Below are 19227 nucleotides of genomic sequence, written 5' to 3' on the forward strand. Positions count from 1 at the left end.
TTTGGAGAAAATAAAAAGAAAAAAAGTTTTAAAAGAAAAATGGTGCTGGGCATAACACCCAACACCAAGTTTGTCTACAGTCTGAAAGAATAGCGTTAAAAGCTATTCTTGGTTATGCATTTCATATCGCCCCTGAGATAAGAAATGCACCATGAGACACATATAAAAAGACCCGACTTTACGGTGGCAAGGACGCCGCTGCGGATATGAACCGCATTCCATTTAAATATGTCTGTTTGTTAATTGAATGATACTACAGAAAAAAAAGATATGCAATCGTTTTTTAGATTTGCGTATACCGTACCTAATCGATATACTCTATTGACCATACTGAATATGAGCGGTATAATACAAACACAGGTTAAAAACCATCAAAAAGGAGAAGAAAGATTCACCATTATTAACGCCAAAAAGGAGGAAAATGAAATGAAGAAAATGAAAAAGACACTTTGCGGCTTTTTTGTATGTCTGTTGTTAGTCGCTATCACTCCATTACTGGCAAATGCAGCTGCCAAAGCACCTGTTTGCCCTAAGACCCAGACCCTTTATTTTGAGAGATCAGCTCCGTTCAAGGGTGTCGATGACACATCTGTATACGGTTTTATTTACATCAAAAATCTTTCATCTACAGCGACCATTACCAACATAAAATCATCCAACACATACTACACAGCTTACAAACGTCAAGGATTAAATGCGATCCAGATTGGCACAAGCACGAAGTTTCACATAAAAGGCCACAAGGTTAAAGTCGGAGAAAAATCCACCTTCAGCTTTGTAGTTAATCAAAATGGGAAAAGCTATAAGCTGTCCTGTAAAGTAACCTTCAAACAGCACCCTGCAGTTTTTAAATCCTTTAAAGTTGGCTCAAAAGATTACGCTTCTGAAATTAACGGTTACTGGCAATATGGTGCCAAGATTTCCCGTTCCGGAAAAACACAGATAAAGGTTGCTGCTGCTAAAAATTATAAAATAGATTTTATTGAAATTGCCTATAGAAAGGGCAACAAGGCGTTCACTAAAAAGATCAAAAACGGACAGAAGGCTTCTCTGAAAAACGCCGTTTCAATCGACGTTACCTACCATACAACGAAGAAGCCAAAATATTACAAAGCACCAGGTTCTGACTACCGCTACTATTATTTCGGCCAGCCAACTCCCCTCTATTCCGATTTCTCGTTCAATTTATGGTAGTATAGGCTCTAGGGACTGTCGTTTGACAGTCCCTTTTTTGCACTGAAAATACACTTTAACATAGAGGAATAAGAATAAAAAAAACTATCCACCTGTACATAAAAACAGCTACTATATATCTTTCTGTATAAAGAAAGTATACAGTAGCTGTTTCTTGATTTCACTTATCTTCTTTTCTTTTTAACACTTAGCGCAACAATCAGCAGCAGTGCCCCAAAAAGCAACAGAATTTGAAGCTCACCTGTTTCCGCAGGTCCATATCCTGTCTTTGGACTAATTCAGCCCCTGTGCTGTGGAATACAGGATTTTTACATCAATACCCTGGTTGGCAGGCAATCGATATTGCACTCCTTTAAAGCAGCCCTGCCATCCTTCACTTTGGTTTCCGTCCACATTCCACGCATTTTCCAGAATATCCAGAAAAACCAGATCCCTGGTCTTTCCCCCGTCTGAGCTGGTAAAACGGATCTTATAGCTGTAATCCTTATCCGGTCGTACCGCATCCTGCTTCTGATAATAACCGCTGCTGCCTTTTACTTTCTGTATAGGCTCCGGCCATTTCCTTCCCATCGCCTCGCTGGTATGCTACGATGTTATAACCCTTATCATAATGCTCATTTACGGTAAAGAAGCAAGCAACCGAAAACAAGAGATAGACCGCCAGCACCACACTATTCCGAACCAAAGAAAACAAAGACCAAAAGACCTCTCATACCTATCTACAAAAACACGATAAGGATTCAATACCTTAATTGGGAAATATTTGTTGGCAGAAAAAATACTTGCGTGCGCACGCATACTGATGTATAATGCGTTCTGATTGGAGGTATATATCTATGCAACTATTAAAATGGCTTTCCGTAACAGACCGATTTTACAAAATCTATTTGGACAAGCAACTTGCCGCCTATGGAATCAACAACAGTCAATATATGTTCTTAATCAAAATCTGTCGTTCGCCCGGTATTCTACAAGATTCTTTGTTGAATATGTTCTATGTTCATCCAAGCAATATTGTACGGACGGTTGCGACATTGGAAAAGCAGGGAATGATTACACGTTCTCCCAATGATAAGGATAAGCGGACATGTAAATTGTATCCTACAGAAAGAGCATTGTCTATTATTGACGAGATACAGATGATATGTGAAAAGACAGAAGCTCTTTTATTGCAGGGTATGAGCGAATCCGAGCAGAACCTTTTTATGGATTTCTTAATACAGGCGGGCAGAAATATCACATCGGAACTCCATATAGAGAGAAGGGGGGAGGAGTTCAATGACTGAAAATCCTCTGGGCTATGAAAAAATTTCAAAGCTGTTGAAAAATTTTGCTGTTCCCAGTATTGTGGCGTCTCTTGTCGGCTCAATCTACAATATTGTGGATCAGATTTTTATTGGTCAAGGGGTCGGTTATTTGGGAAATGCAGCAACCAATGTTGCCTACCCGTTTTCTACCATCTGCCTTGCCATTGCACTACTGGTCGGAATTGGCAGTGCTTCCTGTGTTTCCCTCTGTCTTGGACGCAAAGAGCCGAAAGCTGCCGCCAAAGCAGCGGGAAATGGTATTGTTCTGATGGGAATTTTCGGAATTATTTATTTGCTGGTTGGAGAAACTTTTCTGTCTTTGCTCCTAAAGGCATTTGGGGCAACGACAGATGTATTTCCATATGCAAAGCAGTATGCCAGCATAACATTGATTGGAATGCCGTTTCTCATTGTAACGAATGGTATGAGCAATTTGATTCGAGCAGATGGAAAACCAAAGTATTCAATGGTCTGCATGGTTGTGGGAGCTATTATCAATACCATTCTTGACCCCATTTTTATTTTTGTTTGCGATTGGGGGATTGCCGGCGCAGCTTGGGCAACAGTTATTGGGCAAATTTTTTCCTTCATACTCGCACTCCGTTATCTATGGCGTTTCCAAACAATCCATTTTGAAAAAGAGTCGTTTTTATTGGACATCAAAGAAAGCATGAAAATTTGCAGCATGGGAATCAGCAGCAGCTCAAACCAGATTGCAGTTACCGTGATTCAAATCATTCAGTACAATTCGTTGACTTATTACGGCGCATTAACAAAATATGGAACAGATATTCCCTTAGCTGCTTGCGGAATCGTTATGAAAACAAATGCCATAATCCTTGCGATTGTTGTAGGAATCTCGCAGGGAACACAGCCGATTATCGGCTTCAACTATGGGGCAAGGCAATACCATCGTGTACGGGAGGCTTACCTGCTTGCGGTAAAATGGAACCTTGTTGTTTCCACTATTGCTTTCATCGCATTTCAATTTTTCCCGCAATCTATCATTTCGCTATTCGGAAACGGGGACGAGCTGTATTTTGAATTTGCTGTTTTGTTCATGCGTACCTATCTTTTCATGGTGTTGGTAAATGGTGTGCAGTTGCTTTCTTCCAGTTTTTTTACCGCAATAGGAAAATCGTTAAGAGGTGCTCTGTTGGCATTAACAAGGCAGACCTTTTTGTTGATTCCGTTTACCCTGCTGCTCCCGCTTCGTTTCGGAATTATGGGAGTATTGCTTGCGGGGCCTGTTGCTGATTTTTCAGCGTTTGTGCTATCTATTGTGTTAGTGGGAACAGAATTAAGAAAGCAAAAAAATGCAACACATATTAGTCCACAGTAAAATGAACGGGCTACGTCCGCTATTGACAGCCCCGCCTGTCTTTGCTTTTAGGCAGCTAAGGGGGGCTGTTGCAAAATAGATGAGTAATCATCTATGGAGCAATGGCTCCTTTTTTATTTTACTGCTGATAAAGTACCAGTCTTTCGTTCTGCAGATCATTACACAGTTCGCATGATACTTTACTCATATCATACACATGAACAACCTGCTTCAACTCAGGATCCTCCGTAAACAGGCTTACAATATCAGGATATTCTGCCAGTTTTTCCGGTGCAAACCGTAACGTTTTTTCATTGGCAAATACTGCGGTGTACAATATCTCTGCTTCTACCAGATCCTGAAAAATATGGCTTCCATACGAAAGTTCCGGATTATATCCCGCCTTTTTCTCTTCTATCTCACAGATTGCTTCAAATTCACTGATATCTGCAAATGTTGTCGGAACACCAAGTTCCGGAGAAGATGTACCTATACGCCCCGGAACCATAAGAAGCATATGCTTATTTTTTTCTTTGTATTTCCAGTTTATTGTTCCGATCAGTTTCGCCACGTTTGGCTTTCTGACATACGGCATATTATAGTATGCAATCGGATCAACCAGAACAATGTGATCGATTTTCACATTTCTGGACAGTCCCATCGAAGAATGCACATTCTCCAGAATTATTTTTTCTTCTGCAATATCCTCCGGAATCAGTGCTTTTCCGATATCCTTAAACACCTTCAGTGGCCGGCACTGCAACAGGTTTATGGAATATTCTCCTGTTTCTGAAAGGTTCACCGTAAATTCGATATCAACCGGATATTCATATTCTTTCTGGAGCAGCTGCATAATATCCTGTATCTGCTTCATCAGAATCTGATTCTTTACTATACCACTGCACGCAATAAAACAAACGGATCTGTCTATTCCCCTCTCCCTGAATGATCTTTCTGCGTCAAAATCATGATCCAGAAGAATATTGGCAAGGTATTCCGGAAGGAATCCTTCGATCTGATCCAGATACATTTGTCTCACGCAGTGTCCTGAGGTATCCACTGCTTCTACTTTTCGCTGCGAAAACTGATGTTTCTCTGCAATGGTTGTACAGCTTGTTGCCTGTGGCATATCCAGACTGACAAGCCGGGGATAAGAACCTTCCGTGCGATCCACTGCTGCTGTTCCAAGACCCATAACCAGCCTCAGCATTCCTGCTTTTGGATCGATCTGCTTTAAAAACTTATAAGGGCTGTAAGAGTACCCAACTCCCGCTGCACATGGCATATAATAAGATCCATAGTAAGAGCCAGAAACGCGCTGTACAAGAAGTGCCATCTGTTCATCCCGTTTGTCAAGTCCTCTCCGCTTTCTGTAATCCAGTGCCGACAGACTCATGGAACTGGCATATACAGTCCTTATTGCGTTTTCAAACTCCAGAAGGCGCTCTTCCAGAGTTCCCCTGTTGGCGCAGAAAACTGACTCATATTTTCCTGCAAATGCATTGCCGAAACCATCCTCGAGAATACTGCTGGAGCGTACTATAAAAGGATCCTGTCCATAGTATTCCAGAATATGCAGAAACTGATTTTGCATTTCTTCTGAAAAGACACCATTTTTTAGCTTCTGTGCAAATTCTTCTGCCAGCGAAAAGTATTCCTCTTCCTCTCTCTGACGAACACGGATATCCCAGAATCCATTATCTACAATGTAAGTATAATAAACATCAGATCCGATAAAAAAGGAATCATGAGGTTCAAGCACCTCATCAATGTCCGGTGCCAGATTTCGGACAATTGCTCTGGAAAGCAGCATTCCACATGCTTTTCCACCAATCATACCTGTTCCAATCATATGATTTCGAACATTAAAATAATCCTGTGGCGTAAAGTGCTTTTTCACCATAAAACGCATCTTTTCATCTCTGGTCATCATAATATTACACATGGTATTACAGGCATCATCTGTATTCATATGATTGTCATATAACATTTTTGCTGTGTTGAAAAACCGATTCCAGGAATCTGTAAACTGCTCTTCACCTGTTCTCTGAAATTTGTCAAGAACCTGATAAAAACGGCTGGACTGTACTCCATCCAGGATCGGACGGAATGCACCTGTTTCTCTGTTATAAATATGTGGTCGAAACATGGTTTCCGAATCTCTGTTCCACACTTTTGCAGGACGGACGTATGTGTTTCTCCTGTCAGAATAGACATCCAGAAGCAACTGTGTAGTATTTAATATTTTCTTTACTGCATGAAAAGAATGTTTTCCCCTGATAATTGGAAAAAATGCAACTGTATCCAGTGTAAAAAGGAACGGACACGTAACACGAAAGAAGTTTCCCATCATAAGGTCTGTTGCCCAGGCTGTCTGAAGTTCTGAAAGACAGTCAAATACATAAAATACATCAAAACCTTCTTTTTCAATGATTTTATGTATTTTCACAGTAAAATCCTCAAACCTGTGTGATAAGGGAATTTCTATACGTTCTACCTGTGGACATTCTTTTACCAGCGGCTCATGACTGGCAAATCGAAAATATACAATTCTTCTATTGTCCTTGATTGCCTGCTCTATATAAGGTTCGCAGAAATACCTGAATTCCTGGAGATTTGAAACTCTCCAGACCACATTATCCCCCAGCCGGATATTATCCAGTGCCTGATCCATATCCGGAATTCCCGAACAGATTCTCTCAAAAGCTGCCATATTTTCCCTCCATAACCCAAGAATAAAGTAAAAAAAGCACACAGACATTCCTGTCTATGTGCCACGCTGCACCCTTTCTATGAAATAATTATAAAAAGAATATATTATAAAGTCAACCATCTTTATTGGTGTTACCTGTCAAAAAGCCAGCCGCATCTGATGCCATACGACATTTCCGTGCGTGGATTTATCTGATACACCTTCATCAGAAAAACCAAATTTTGCGTAATACGGAACGAGTTTTTCCTTACACGTCAGTACAAGTCCCTTACGTCCCTGCTGCCTTGCTTCGTCAATAGCACGACATATCAATTTTCCGGCATATCCATGTTTACGATAATCGGGCAAAGTATTTACACCGAAAATCATCTGCCACGCACCATTTTCGCCATGTATAGCTGCATTCTTATACATTTCATCTGTTAAATCCGATTCATCTGTTACAAATCCATCCACAAATGCAATCAGCTTTCCAGCTTCATACATTAGCCAAAAGTGATTTCCATAATACTTAACTCTTTCAACAAATTCCTTTTCTGTTGCTGCTTCCGCAGGCGGAAAGCATTCTGCCTCAACTGCTGCAATTTCCGCAATATCTTCATTCGTTGCATATTTTATATTCATAATAAAGTTCCTCTTCTAAAAAAACTGCCAACACATTATAGTACAAGTATGCCTTAATTCTTCCTGGCCGCAAGACAGTAATTGAAATGTTCGAAGACTTTCATATCTGCTCCTGCTTTATCGATAATATCTCTTTGAATATCATCTGGTGTCATCAACTCGTAAATAAGGAAATATACAGCCGCTCAGTCCCGAACTCCTGCAAGCGCCAGAAATTTTTTGTCTGACTGAATACCCTGGGTCAGAAACCGACCGTCCCGGAACAAAGCATACGTGGTAACCGGTGCAGGTACGTTCTGTGCGGATTCTTTGTCGGTGATGTGGATTGCTTTGAACGGAATGCCATGTTCCTTTGCCACTTCCTGCACCTTTGGTACCCAATAATAGGTGTACGGACACTGATCGGTATAATAAAGAACAAATCCTTCTTCGGCCACTTTTGGATACCTGGCACATTCCCTGAATTTCGGCAGTTCCGCTTCCGGCACAAGCGGCAAATACACCAGGCTGATCCCGCAATCGGATATATCTGCAGTCTTGAAACCCTTATAATTCAAAAACTTCGGATCAGCAAGAAATTCACGTTTCCGACCCTCAGCGCACAGAATACAAACGCCATTTTTTCTCTGTGCCCTGGCATCCCGAATGCACTCACTTAAAAGTTCGTTCGAATATCCGTGCCCTTTCATAACACCGGATACCCACAGACAGTTGATGTAAATCCAGCCATTCGCCTCAATGGGAATCCATGCGTTTTCGGCCGGTATATATTCGATAAAGCATTTGCCACGCTCTTCACTACGGTAGAAAACAAGACCTTCCTCAAAGCGCTGCTTCATCCATTCTTTCTTGGCAATGCTCTGCTTACCTGACATGGCACAGCAAATATGCTCTTTGTCAATATTTTCTTTCGTGATCCGCATATAATTCATATTTTATTCCTCCTGTGATTTATGAATCGTCCTTATTTCGTAACTGTTCAATACCTTCACAGTTACAAGCCAACATGCATTTAAAATCACCTTCGGTGATGGCATTTTTGCTTGTATGTCTGCTGAATAGTTACCTTATTTCATAAATGACTATCTTACAGTTTATTTCATAATAGAAAAAGTACAATATCTTTTTTCAAGATTTGTATCAAATTATTCAGAACAACAAACAAATTTCCCATAAGAACCAAGCGGACGAGTCCTCTTCAGGCTGTAGACAGACTTGGTGTTGGGACGAGTATACGGAAAAAGTGGTTGAATTCCATCTTCCCACAGCTGATGGGCGATTGCCGGAGTTGTATATCCTGCATCTGCACATCCACTTTCCAGATCGCTGATGCTGCATTTTTGTAATTACATAAAAAACTCCCTTTCAGAACGGCAGGATCACAGTTGTAATGCCTGCTGTCCACAAAGGGAGTCATATTATCTATCCTATTGTATTGTAAAAACAGTAGCCTTTATAATCGCACACACTGTATCATGTCCAATCTGTGAAAGGCGTCCTTACACATCCAGTTCAATCTTCCTGCCTGTGCGGCTGTACTGATAATAACGCACACCAGCTGCATCCATCATCCGTTTGGATGCGATCACCGCCGGAGTATCTGCATACTTGTCACTGTCATAGACTACAGTTTTGATGCCTGCCTGGATAATAGCTTTCGCACATTCATTGCACGGGAAAAGAGAAACGTATAATTTGGCTCCCTCCAGGCTTCCCCCACGGTAATTCAGGATTGCATTTAACTCGCTGTGGGTCACATACAAGTATTTGGTATTTAAGGGCACTCCTTCCCTGGCCCAGGGAAATTCATCATCTGAGCAGCCCTTTGGGAATCCATTATATCCCATGGAAAGGATCTTATTATCCTCGCTGACGATACATGATCCTACCTGGGAGTTGGGATCCTTGGAACGCATGCCTGACAGTATGGCCACTCCCATAAAATATTCATCCCAGGAAAGATAATCTTCCTTTTTCATATTTTTGTTTCCCATGTAAAACCCTCCTGTATGCTATTTTTCAAAAAAATACGCACTGTTTTTTATATAGCTATACGCTTATTACTTTATGGCCTGCAGCCTTTAAAAGCCGGTTCATGATAGCCTGCCCCATCTGAGGAGTGTAAAATGCCTCTGAATAGATCTGATCCACCTGGCACTGGTCAAACTCCCTGAGGATCTCATAAAGATTATGAGCAATGGTTTCTTCTTTTTCACGGCTACCAATGCACTTTACCGTTCCCTTTGGATACAAGGAACAGGATTCCTGTGCAGCAATGATTCCCACCCTTTTTCCATTTGCAAGATCTGCTTCTGTCATTTCGTTGATCCTGGCTACCACTTTCTCAGCCTGTCCTTCTACTACTGCCAGATCCGCTTTTGGCGCGTAGTGACGGTACTTCATTCCAGGTGCTTTCGGACGCACTGAACTATCTGACCGTATCAGCCCCTGATCCATCCGTACATCCCCCAGCGTGTCCTGAAGCATTTCCAGGGAAATATATCCCGGGCGCAGCACCACAGGGATCTCTTCTGTAAAATCCACAATCGTTGACTCAAGACCGATCCCTACAGCCCCGCCGTCAATGATCATATCAATGGCATCTCCCAGATCTTCTTCCACATGCTGTGCAGTAGTCGGACTTGGTCTTCCTGATGTATTGGCGCTTGGTGCAGCCACATACCCACCGGCAGCACGGATCAGCGCTGCTGCTACCGGATCGCTGGGAAAACGCACAGCAACACTATCCAGTCCTCCTGTAGTCTCCATCGGCACAATATCAGATTTCTGAAAAATCATAGTCAAAGGTCCTGGCCAGTATTTCCCTGCCAATATCCTGGCCTTTTCCGGTACTGTCTTTACGATCCGGTATAGGCTGTCCATATCTGCAATATGAACGATCAGGGGATTGTCCGAAGGACGCCCCTTTGCTGCATAGATCTTTTTGGAAGCCTGGGGATTCAATGCATCTCCTCCAAGCCCATAAACTGTTTCTGTAGGAAATGCCACCAATCCGCCATTTTTCAGGATCTCTCCTGCTCTTTTCAAAGCCTCATGATTCAGGCACTCTCCTGTCATTGCTACTACTTCTGCTCTCATATTCTCTCAGCTTTCTTTATCATATTCAGGAAGATATTGGATACAGTAAAATAGTTACTGGCAAATTCATACCATAGTAAAATCCGTTGCAGTGCAGAAAAGATCTTGGTTATATATCATGCGAGGCTTTCGCAGATTTCGACCCGTGCTAGCTTATCTGTTATTTGCCGTGTTTGAGCACGTAAGTGCGAGTTTGGCAAATGACAGATATAATAAGCGCACGGGAGAAATCCGAAAACGAAGCCCTGATATATAAACATATCTTTTCTGCATACTGCAATAATAATTAACTAATTTATAATTTGCCAGATAATATTTTTACTATATCCCTATATCTTCTGTAATCCGCTTTTCTTTTCTCAATTAACCCCATCCACCTTAATGATATATGTGTCATAGGTCTCATCCTGGAAAACCACAGTTCCAAGACTTTGAAGCAAAGATTCATTTAAACTGTCTCCATACTTTTCCCGTTCTGTGGAACCAACGAAAATATAGGAAACATCATAATTGGTCAAAAGACGTTTAACCTGGTCTTCGTCTGTAGACGTATAGATCCGCCTTACGTCCTCTGCTTTAAAGTCCACATCAGCTACATTGCTTCTCCACAGCCATTCATGGACTCTCCAGCCGATCACCGTGGGAAGACCTGTAGCTGCAGACACACGTTCATACTTGGTGTAGCTGTCTCCCGGTGCTTCCAGTACAACCGGCGAACCTGTTATATTTGCCCTAAGCCACCGAATGGCTGCCGCATCCTCAGGGACCTGCTGTTCCAAGAATGTGGTGGCATCCAGCCCCTGATAATCGCTGACCTTCCACACATCTCCAAACCAGGCCTTTACACTGTTCCCCAGATATCCAAAGGTCCACACAAGGAAGAACAGCACAATGCCTGCCAGTACTTTGGATAGCTTGTTCCTGGTGACTATAAGCAATCGGTAGATTCCGTATCCCATAGTCAGGGCAAACAAAATATATGCCTGATACGTAAGCTTAAACATGGTATTGGCTCTTGCATTGCCATTCTCATAAATATCCCTTACATATACCAGTTCCGGGATCAGGATCAGTCCAATGGCACATAATCCGGTGATCAGGGCAAACAGATCCGGTACATCTGTGGCAGCCATCAGACTATACAGGCTTTTATGCTCCACTTGCTTCAGCTTTTCTCTTAAAAGTGAGATCACAAATACAAGAACAAGTAATACAGGAATCCCCCACAAAACAAGGAGCTGATAAAAATAGCTGTGATATTTGGCTATCCCTACACCATCTACCATACTGTCAAACTGAATGGTAAAGGGAATGATCACCAGATAGGAAACTGCCAAAAGCTCCAAAGCCTGTACAATGGTAACAGCAAGGATCTTCCAGGTCTTGCCTCCCAGCCGCACAATATTTCCAAACAACATCACTCCGCCGGTAACTACAAAATAAATAACAAAATCCCAGAAATTCGTCCACTGATACATTCCAAGAAGCAGACCGGCAAGCAGCAGATAGGGGGATAGCATCTCTCTTTTCCAGAAAGTAAATGTACGAAGATCCACCTGATCCAGCCTTTGGGATTTCATTTTCTTCATCCATGCATACAGGATACCGATCAGTAAAAGTACAAACAGGATATTTACCACATGGGCATGAAGATCCCCAAGTACAAAGGAATAGCTTGGAAACTCATGGATCGTCCGATCCTCTTCCCTGTAAGGATTATATCCGATGTATCGGGTAGCGTCCGGGAACCAGTAACCGGAGTCACTTTCCCCTCCCTGAAGCTTCTGGATCCAGGGAAGTACCCACCGGTATACGATATAGTGTCCATTTCCTGCCAAAGACAGGGAAATTCCTGCAGTCAGCCCGGCCATTGGCGGTACACACCGCTTCTTCCCTGTAAGCTGTCCGTCCATCCGGTCTCTTACCATCTGATAAACCAGCGAAAAAGGAATTGCAAATGCAAATGCTGCTACAAAAGTACGCATCAGGTTATAGGTCTTTGCCACCTTGGTAACAGACAGCTTTGTAAGAAAGACTGCAAAATACTGGCCGCCATAATAGTAATTGATCTTCCCCTGGGAATACCACAGATCGGTAGCCGGCAACGTAGTGCTTCGCATCATAGCTTCCATGAAACCATAATCCATAAACTTTTCTGTTCCATACGCCTGTGGATGAAAACCTGCAAAATAAGTCCACATAAGAAATACTGCAAAAAAGATCACTTCTTCCCAAAAGACCAGATCTCCATGGCCTTCCGGCATACACCAGATCCCCTGTCTGCTCTGATGCAGGAAAAGCAGGATACAGCACACAACAAAAATCAGTACTACTGCCACACAGGTAAGTGTGGTAAATGCTGCAAGCTTAATAGACACCAGAAACCAGGTAAAAAATCCGGTAACTGCAATTGCAAGGGCTTTGGAAAAAATCCAGCCTTTATCAGCAAATCCCTGAAAAAGCCTTCCTGTCAATGGCATGGCACAAAGTCCCAGCACACCGGCAAGAAGCCACCAGGTCCAGAACGTCCACACATCTCCTTTCAAAAGATATGCGGAGCCTCCGATCAGGGCAATTGCCAGCAGAAGCTGCAAGATTCTTTTCTTTCCCACTGTTTTTCCTTTTTTTGTTGCATTTGTGATTTCTGCTTCCATCATACTGCCCCTTTTTCTTTATATTCCTCTGTTGTCTGATAGATCCTGATCCGTCCGTCATCTGAAGTATAAACCAGAGGATACGTCATTTCAATAAGATCTTCCCTACATGCCTGCTGCTCAAATTCCATCCCTTCTTCATACAGGATATATGTAATCTTCTCTTCGGCCACAGTTTTCTCTAAAATCTCCTGATCCTGAGCAGTATAGATCTGCACAGCCTGCGCTGCCCTGTAATTGGTATCATATCCTGCTGACCAGGCATAATAAGGCCATCCCAGATACATCATCACACCGGACATAGTCACCTCATTCATACTATACTCTGGTGTAAGGATCAGATCCTGATCGGTCAGATTCTCACTTAGCCATTTTGTCAGTGTGCTGTTCATATTCACAGATACCCGGTGCATGGAATCATTATCCTTCAGGATCACCACAAAATCGTAAATCCCAGTAAGAGTAAGACTGACTGTCAAAAGAATGGCACATATTTTCCCCGGAATTTTCTTTTTCCAAAGGCCGCATACAGCCCAGCCCCAGAAAATAGTCATAAATGCATACGCGATCATCACATACTTATGGTTTACGTTAATATCCGGAGTCAGTGAAATGGTAAAAGTAAACAAAACCGGCATGAGAAAAGCCACTGCTGCTGCCCTCTGCCTTCTTTTCATAAACACCAGCAGCAAAATACCCCCCAGAAATACAGGGCCTGTGATCTTAAACAGATATACCAGGCTTCCCCACAGGGTTTTATCATCTGCCAGGAATCCAAAATAGAAGGATGGCAAAACCACAGATCCGGTTACAAAAATCTTTGACTGGATCATTGTGAAAAGAACCGTCACTCCTGCAGTTAATGCATAATCAAGCTTTCCGTCAGAAAACAGGGCAAAGCCACACAATATCAGCAGACCGCCGATCACTGCTGCCCCATTCCAGAAAGAAGCCAGCCCAAGCACAAGGCCCATTAAAAGTGCCCGCTCCGGATCTTTGGGAAGCCATGCTTCCCTGGTCGTAAACCTGCATTTCAGCCATTTAAAGCCTTTCTCCTGATGATCTGCCCCTGCCTCCAGCCAATCCAGAAATACCCACAAAGCCAAAGCCACCAGAAGCAAGCCAAAACCTAAATGTCTCTGATTCAGATATACGTTAAAATTCCATAATCCCCAGTTCTCATTAGTGGTATAACCAATAAAAGAGGTATTTGCTTTAAAAATCTCCCATAGATCTCCTGCCTGGATATGTTCCCATGCAAATACAAAAAATGCAGTTCCACTCCGGAATATCATAAACACTACTGACAATATCCCTGCTCCCATACCCCCTGCAATCCGAAATGCAAGGCTGTAAAGAATCATAAAAAAGCCAAGAAGGGAAAGAATACTGACGCTATTGTATGCAATATCTATAGGAAGACCAAGATATTCCAGATTTCCTGACAAAAACTGAAACATAAAATGGTATTTTACGTCTGCCCCTCCAAAGTGAGGATACTGGGTAGGGAAATTATTCTCCAGTGAAAAGGAACGCATCATAGCCGTATGGGGTGCATAATCCCCATAAACTGTATATCCGGAATACAGATACCCTCCACTCAAATGGAAGGTATAAAACATGATCCAGGTGAGGAACAAAAAGCAGATCCCGAAAAAGACAGCCTCTCTGATCAGACGTTGGCTGTCAGCTGTCTCTTTCTTTAATGCCCATAAAGACTGATGGCTGCGGAACCTTACGGCATACAGCCACACAAGAAAAAGCAGTGCAGCTGCCATCACCACAAGATTTCCCAGAAAAAGAGGATGCTCCATCCCGCCTTTCACACTTGCAAACCAGGAAATAATGTAAACAGCCCAGGTAAGGAACAGTGTGCCAATCCCAAAGGAAGCAGGTGCTGTGATCCAGATCCTGTTAAACCCTGTGCCATCTGCTTTGCCATCTGACAGCAGCACAGATGTGATCTCTTTTCCTATCAATATACATAAAACAAGATATATAATTCCCAGCATATTTTACTCCATTCTTTCGTCCATTTACGGCTCATATTATATCTTATTTTGTTCAGTTTGTACACCCCTGGCAGGGCTCTCTTCCAGGTATCGGATGATCCCGTCAGCAATAGCTTCTGCCAGCTTTTCCTGATATTCTTCCTGTACAAGAAGTGTGGCCTCCTCCGGATTTGTAAGAAATCCACACTCTATGATCGTAAGGACCCCTTCGCTTCGCTTTAAAAGATAATAGGTCTTATTCCCCTTTGCTTCCCTTGGTCTGTCTACAGTCAGCTGCTGATTCAGTTCTGTCTGCAGGATCTGTGCCAGCTTCTGTCCTTCCGTTGAGTCCTGATAGTAAAAAACCTGAGGGCCTTTCACCTCCGGATCCTGATAACTGTTCTGATGGATGCTTACCGTCAATAAGGGGGTTGTTTCCTTAATGATCCGAATTCTCTTCTGCATATCCTGGGCTTTCCGGTTGTTTCTGCTTTCTCCATACAGCCCCTGATCCTTTTCTCTGGTCATCACCACGGTATATCCTTCTTTTTCCAGATGGGCGCACAGCTTCTTTGCTATCTGCAGGTTGATTCCTTTTTCTTCCAGATTCTTGATGCCGATCATCCCCGGATCCTCTCCTCCATGTCCTGCATCGATTACAATAACACCTTTCTCCTGTCCTTTTGGCACTTTCTTGCTGCTTACAGATACAACAGCGGCCTGTCTTGACAGCAGGTAAAAGCTTACCAGCATCAGACAGGCCATGATCAGTTCCATTCTGTATTTTTTCATGAACGCACCCCTTTGGCATATTCCTGTTATTTATATGCCTAAAGGAATGCATTTATTATCGTCCTGTTAAAATCCTGCTTTCTTACTGAGCGGCTGCCAGATTATCAGAAATCACCTGCCAGATCCCGCTGTTCTCAAAGCCCAGCTTCCAGGCAGAAACACCTGCCAGATTGTACTTCACAGCAAGCTGTACCTTAGCAGCAATAGAATCTGCATTCTCTACCCAGATCTTATAGGAGCAGTTGTCCTTCTCATATTCTCCATACTGCTGGCTGGTGGTATTATCCCAATATGTCTCTGCATTGTTGGTGGTAAGCACCTCTGCTGCCGCATCCATGCCAATTGCCTCACTGGACAATGTACCCGCCTCGGTCTTCCACAATCTTGTGTAGAACGGCATAGCATTGATCACACGCTCTGCCGGAACCTCTGCCAGTGTATCCTGGATCCCCTGCTCAACCCAGGGAAGGGATGCAACAGAACCAGCTTCTTCAGAGCCTACATAGTGCTCGTCATATCCCATGATCACTACATAATCCACAACTCTGCCCTGCTCTGCTCTGTCATAATGGCTGGTATACTCTGCTGGCGGTGGATTATCCACAGAAAGCACCAGATTGTTCTTATGGCACTCAATAGAAAGCTCTCTTAAAAATTCAAGGAAATGAACCCCTACATCTTCCTTCAGGTATTCAAAATCCACATTGATCCCATCGATCCCAGCGCCTACAGCAGCATTTACCAGCTGGGATATCAGATTCTGCCTTGCACTTGTCTTGGCCAGAAGCTCTGAAGTATTCACATTTTCACTGAAATTATCAACCAGTCCCCAGATCTTCAGTCCTTTCTCATGAGCCTGTGCAACATAATCTGCAGTAGCTATATTAGAAATATTCCCTGCATTATCCTGCACTGCAAACCAGGTAGGCGAGATCACATTGACACCTGTCATATTCTGGGTAGCCTCTGCAAATGTACTGTTAGCCTCCTGGCTCATCACCTGATGCCATACCATATTTACCTTCTGATCCATGGTAATGTAATTATACTGCTCTGCCTGGAAATCTCTCTCCAGTGTAGTATCCTCTGGCACACTGATCCGGCTCTTCTCTATATATCCGATATAACCGTCCCAGGTAGCAACCTGTGTCCAGTTCTCCAGTTCCTGCATAAAAATCAGAGAATCCCCTTTACTTACCTTTGTAAGAACCGGTGACTTGATCCCACCCTGATACCTTACATATGTATCCTTCTGTACCTGTACAGTCTGGATCCCTGAAAACTGCTTCTGAATAGTGATCCTGGCAGGATCTGTATATACGTATGCGTCAATATCTGTATACTGCTTAATATAATCAACGCTTAAATAAACAACGCCATCTTTAAGCCATACCTCACTGCCCGAATCAACCTGTGCCGGCTGGCTGGTCAGCTGGGTGGGAGTAGCATACAGTACCTGCTGTCCCTCAGAATCCCAGTAGTATCGCTGATTAATATATGAATCCACAACATCTATAGGAATATATGTCTTATTATCGGAAACAAGGCCTCTTGACTCCAGACGCTCTGTACCCACAATAATGGCACACTGCCCGTCAGCTACTTGTCCGTAATATTCATTCAGATCCATTCTCTGTCTGGTAGGAACATACTTCATGATCACGTGAACAGCCACTCCTACAAGGGCCACCACCAGAATCAGTACACATACCAGTATTACTGGTTTTTTCTTTCTATCCATACTTTTATCCTTTCAGTAAAACCTTTCTCCAAATTCGAGTTTGCTACCGCCCATTATATCATATCCATTATAAATTGCATTAAGAAATTTGTTTTTTAATAGCATTTAACAGTAAGTTCATTTTTCCAGCTTTTTATTTCACAGATTACTATATTTTACGTATTGTTTTATTTTACGTATTGTTTTATTCCACATATTATTTTATTTCACAGATCGTTTCATTTCGGCAGGAAATCCCTTCGGACCACGGCTTTGAGTAGGGGGAGCCTGCTGCCAAAGGGATTTCCCTGCATTCTATTTACTTTTGTAAGTCAGGATCATCCAGTACAAAGTCAAAGTCCACTCTGGCGATCCGTCCCTGCTCATCTTCTGTATAATCCCGCATATAACCTCCGCCTTCTGCAATCTGACAGGCTTTTGCAATGAATTTCGGCGTACTTGGTTCTCCTTCCAGATACAGGTATATTCCCTGATTCTGGTATTCCAGAAGTTCATTTTCCAGACTTTTACGGGCTTTTTTCTTTCTTTTACGTGATATATCCTTCTCCGTGCCTTAACCTCCTTTCCTGATTATTTCAGAAAACACCAACTGGTTCTGAAAAGACACTTCCGGCAGATCATTTCATCTTATGGGGAAATATGTACCCTGCCACAGCAAGAACGCTGCATGACAAAATCGGCAAAGTCCACAGTAGTGAAATAATGTTAATACTTTAAGCTGATACCTTGTTTCATAGTAACTGAACCTGTATGGATCGTCCGGCCGTCTTTCCTGAGTTCTATTATACAGTTTCCATTTACATATGCAAGTCTTTTTTGCCAGTTAGTAATTTTTTTTCATTTTGTTTCTAAATATTTTATAAACAAAGAAATAGAAGCAGCTTCCCTCTTGCACTTTTATGCTATATAATATAAAATATAGTGAACTTTAGGCAGGAATCATTCCCACTTAAGAATAGGATGTGATGATATGAAGATAGAAAAGATTAATGACAATCAGATTCGCTGCACCCTGACAAAAGAAGATCTGGAGACACACCATATCCAGATCAGCGAACTGGCCTATGGTACAGACAAAGCCAAGCAGCTGTTTCGTGATATGATGCAGCAGGCCCAGATGCAGTTTGGATTTGAAGCTGATAATATTCCACTGATGATCGAGGCTATTCCGGTAAGTACAGAGAGCATTGTCCTGATCATTACCAAAGTAGAGGATCCGGAGGAGTTAGATACACGTTTTTCCAAGTTCTCTCCTTACAAAGGCAGCGACCGTAAGGATACCATTCAGTTGGATGGTGCAGACAATATTATCGATCTGATCCAGAAGCTGTGTGAAGCTAAGATTCAGTCCCAGACCAAGCCATCAGAGAAGAAGGAAGCACCCACACAAGAAAAGGCACCACAGGAGAATGAAGCCGATATTGACCTTATCCGTCTTTTCTCTTTCCGCACCCTGGATGAAGTGATTCAAGCAGCCCACGGACTGGGAGGCTATTTCACAGGAGAGAATACATTATACAAAGATGCAGCACAGGGATTTTACCGTCTGGTAATCCACCAGTCTGACTGCACTCCTGAGGAATTCAATAAGGTGTGCAACATTCTTTCCGAATACGGGCAGGGCCAGGCATTCACCATGTCAGGAGAAGCACACCTGAAAGAGCACGGGGAACTGATCACCCTTCATGCGGTCCAGAGTCTGGAACAGCTTTAAAGTACAAACATTAATATAATACAGTCGCCCCCACCCGTGAAACGGGTGGCTCGTAGGATGGCTATAAGCCTTTAATG

General features: G+C 42.7%; 14 protein-coding genes and 1 riboswitch. Of the genes, 4 read left to right on the forward strand and 10 right to left on the reverse strand.

What is annotated here, in order from left to right; genetic code table 11:
• Positions 1–113: 113 nt before the first annotated feature.
• A riboswitch (adenosylcobalamin (AdoCbl) riboswitch) is annotated at positions 114–247 on the reverse strand.
• Between the two features lie 179 nt (positions 248–426).
• Positions 427–1194 (forward strand): hypothetical protein, encoded by a 768-nt coding sequence (locus G5B11_RS16590; RefSeq protein ID WP_173729111.1) that lies wholly within the window; start codon positions 427–429, stop codon positions 1192–1194.
• Positions 1195–1467: 273 nt separating this feature from the next.
• Here the strand turns inward: G5B11_RS16590 and G5B11_RS16595 are convergent, their stop codons facing one another.
• A complete protein-coding gene (locus G5B11_RS16595) occupies positions 1468–1764 on the reverse strand; it encodes a hypothetical protein (RefSeq protein ID WP_158420102.1) in 297 nt (98 codons plus the stop codon).
• A gap of 266 nt (positions 1765–2030) precedes the next feature.
• On the opposite strand from G5B11_RS16595, the gene G5B11_RS16600 reads away from it, so the two are divergent.
• Together G5B11_RS16600 and G5B11_RS16605 are read left to right on the forward strand one after the other, a co-directional pair.
• The gene (locus G5B11_RS16600) at positions 2031–2480 is read left to right on the forward strand and encodes a MarR family winged helix-turn-helix transcriptional regulator (protein ID WP_173729112.1); all 450 of its coding nucleotides are present in this window, start codon (positions 2031–2033) and stop codon (positions 2478–2480) included.
• Positions 2473–3843 carry an MATE family efflux transporter gene (locus G5B11_RS16605; RefSeq protein ID WP_173729113.1) on the forward strand — a complete coding sequence of 457 codons (1371 nt, stop codon included), beginning with the start codon at positions 2473–2475 and terminating at the stop codon, positions 3841–3843. Before G5B11_RS16600 ends, G5B11_RS16605 begins: the two co-directional genes overlap by 8 nt.
• A 118-nt stretch (positions 3844–3961) precedes the next feature.
• Here G5B11_RS16605 and G5B11_RS16610 read toward each other — a convergent pair whose 3' ends face one another.
• The 9 genes from G5B11_RS16610 to G5B11_RS16650 all read right to left on the reverse strand — a co-directional run bounded on the left by G5B11_RS16610 (position 3962) and on the right by G5B11_RS16650 (position 17436).
• Complete coding sequence (locus G5B11_RS16610) at positions 3962–6535, reverse strand: PEP/pyruvate-binding domain-containing protein (RefSeq protein WP_158420099.1); 2574 nt, start codon at positions 6533–6535, stop codon at positions 3962–3964.
• A 138-nt stretch (positions 6536–6673) separates the two neighbouring features.
• Positions 6674–7159 carry a GNAT family N-acetyltransferase gene (locus tag G5B11_RS16615; protein WP_173729114.1) on the reverse strand — a complete coding sequence of 162 codons (486 nt, stop codon included), beginning with the start codon at positions 7157–7159 and terminating at the stop codon, positions 6674–6676.
• A 185-nt stretch (positions 7160–7344) separates the two neighbouring features.
• Positions 7345–8091, reverse strand: coding sequence for a YoaP domain-containing protein (locus tag G5B11_RS16620; protein WP_173729115.1), 747 nt, complete (start codon positions 8089–8091; stop codon positions 7345–7347).
• Positions 8092–8658: 567 nt separating this feature from the next.
• Positions 8659–9153, reverse strand: a complete 495-nt coding sequence (locus tag G5B11_RS16625) for a deoxycytidylate deaminase (protein WP_244093060.1) — start codon at positions 9151–9153, stop codon at positions 8659–8661.
• A gap of 55 nt (positions 9154–9208) precedes the next feature.
• Positions 9209–10258, reverse strand: a complete 1050-nt coding sequence (locus tag G5B11_RS16630; RefSeq protein WP_158420098.1) for an L-threonylcarbamoyladenylate synthase — start codon at positions 10256–10258, stop codon at positions 9209–9211.
• Positions 10259–10617: 359 nt separating this feature from the next.
• Positions 10618–12915 carry a DUF2298 domain-containing protein gene (locus G5B11_RS16635; RefSeq protein WP_244093061.1) on the reverse strand — a complete coding sequence of 766 codons (2298 nt, stop codon included), beginning with the start codon at positions 12913–12915 and terminating at the stop codon, positions 10618–10620.
• Positions 12912–14924, reverse strand: a complete 2013-nt coding sequence (locus G5B11_RS16640) for a hypothetical protein (protein WP_173729116.1) — start codon at positions 14922–14924, stop codon at positions 12912–12914. Before G5B11_RS16640 ends, G5B11_RS16635 begins: the two co-directional genes overlap by 4 nt.
• A gap of 36 nt (positions 14925–14960) precedes the next feature.
• On the reverse strand, positions 14961–15695 hold the full coding sequence (locus G5B11_RS16645) for an N-acetylmuramoyl-L-alanine amidase (protein ID WP_173729117.1): 735 nt from the start codon (positions 15693–15695) through the stop codon (positions 14961–14963).
• An 82-nt stretch (positions 15696–15777) separates the two neighbouring features.
• On the reverse strand, positions 15778–17436 hold the full coding sequence (locus tag G5B11_RS16650; RefSeq protein WP_158420095.1) for a glycosyl hydrolase family 18 protein: 1659 nt from the start codon (positions 17434–17436) through the stop codon (positions 15778–15780).
• A gap of 970 nt (positions 17437–18406) precedes the next feature.
• Here G5B11_RS16650 and G5B11_RS16655 point away from each other — a divergent pair.
• Positions 18407–19150 (forward strand): adaptor protein MecA, encoded by a 744-nt coding sequence (locus G5B11_RS16655; RefSeq protein ID WP_173729118.1) that lies wholly within the window; start codon positions 18407–18409, stop codon positions 19148–19150.
• The last annotated feature ends 77 nt before the right edge of the window (positions 19151–19227 follow it).

The organism is Blautia glucerasea, from assembly GCF_013304385.1.
GTDB classification, from domain to species: domain Bacteria; phylum Bacillota; class Clostridia; order Lachnospirales; family Lachnospiraceae; genus Blautia_A; species Blautia_A ammoniilytica.

Excerpts from the sequence above, each read along its gene's own strand:
- G5B11_RS16625 (WP_244093060.1), bottom strand. The coding sequence starts at position 9,153 with ATGGGAAACAAAAATATGAAAAAGGAAGATTATCTTTCCTGGGATGAA.
- G5B11_RS16610 (WP_158420099.1), bottom strand. The coding sequence starts at position 6,535 with ATGGCAGCTTTTGAGAGAATCTGTTCGGGAATTCCGGATATGGATCAG.
- G5B11_RS16600 (WP_173729112.1), top strand. The coding sequence starts at position 2,031 with ATGCAACTATTAAAATGGCTTTCCGTAACAGACCGATTTTACAAAATC.
- G5B11_RS16640 (WP_173729116.1), bottom strand. The coding sequence starts at position 14,924 with ATGCTGGGAATTATATATCTTGTTTTATGTATATTGATAGGAAAAGAG.
- G5B11_RS16620 (WP_173729115.1), bottom strand. The coding sequence starts at position 8,091 with ATGAATTATATGCGGATCACGAAAGAAAATATTGACAAAGAGCATATT.
- G5B11_RS16630 (WP_158420098.1), bottom strand. The coding sequence starts at position 10,258 with ATGAGAGCAGAAGTAGTAGCAATGACAGGAGAGTGCCTGAATCATGAG.
- G5B11_RS16645 (WP_173729117.1), bottom strand. The coding sequence starts at position 15,695 with ATGAAAAAATACAGAATGGAACTGATCATGGCCTGTCTGATGCTGGTA.
- G5B11_RS16635 (WP_244093061.1), bottom strand. The coding sequence starts at position 12,915 with ATGATGGAAGCAGAAATCACAAATGCAACAAAAAAAGGAAAAACAGTG.
- G5B11_RS16595 (WP_158420102.1), bottom strand. The coding sequence starts at position 1,764 with ATGGGAAGGAAATGGCCGGAGCCTATACAGAAAGTAAAAGGCAGCAGC.
- G5B11_RS16590 (WP_173729111.1), top strand. The coding sequence starts at position 427 with ATGAAGAAAATGAAAAAGACACTTTGCGGCTTTTTTGTATGTCTGTTG.
- G5B11_RS16650 (WP_158420095.1), bottom strand. The coding sequence starts at position 17,436 with ATGGATAGAAAGAAAAAACCAGTAATACTGGTATGTGTACTGATTCTG.
- G5B11_RS16655 (WP_173729118.1), top strand. The coding sequence starts at position 18,407 with ATGAAGATAGAAAAGATTAATGACAATCAGATTCGCTGCACCCTGACA.
- G5B11_RS16615 (WP_173729114.1), bottom strand. The coding sequence starts at position 7,159 with ATGAATATAAAATATGCAACGAATGAAGATATTGCGGAAATTGCAGCA.
- G5B11_RS16605 (WP_173729113.1), top strand. The coding sequence starts at position 2,473 with ATGACTGAAAATCCTCTGGGCTATGAAAAAATTTCAAAGCTGTTGAAA.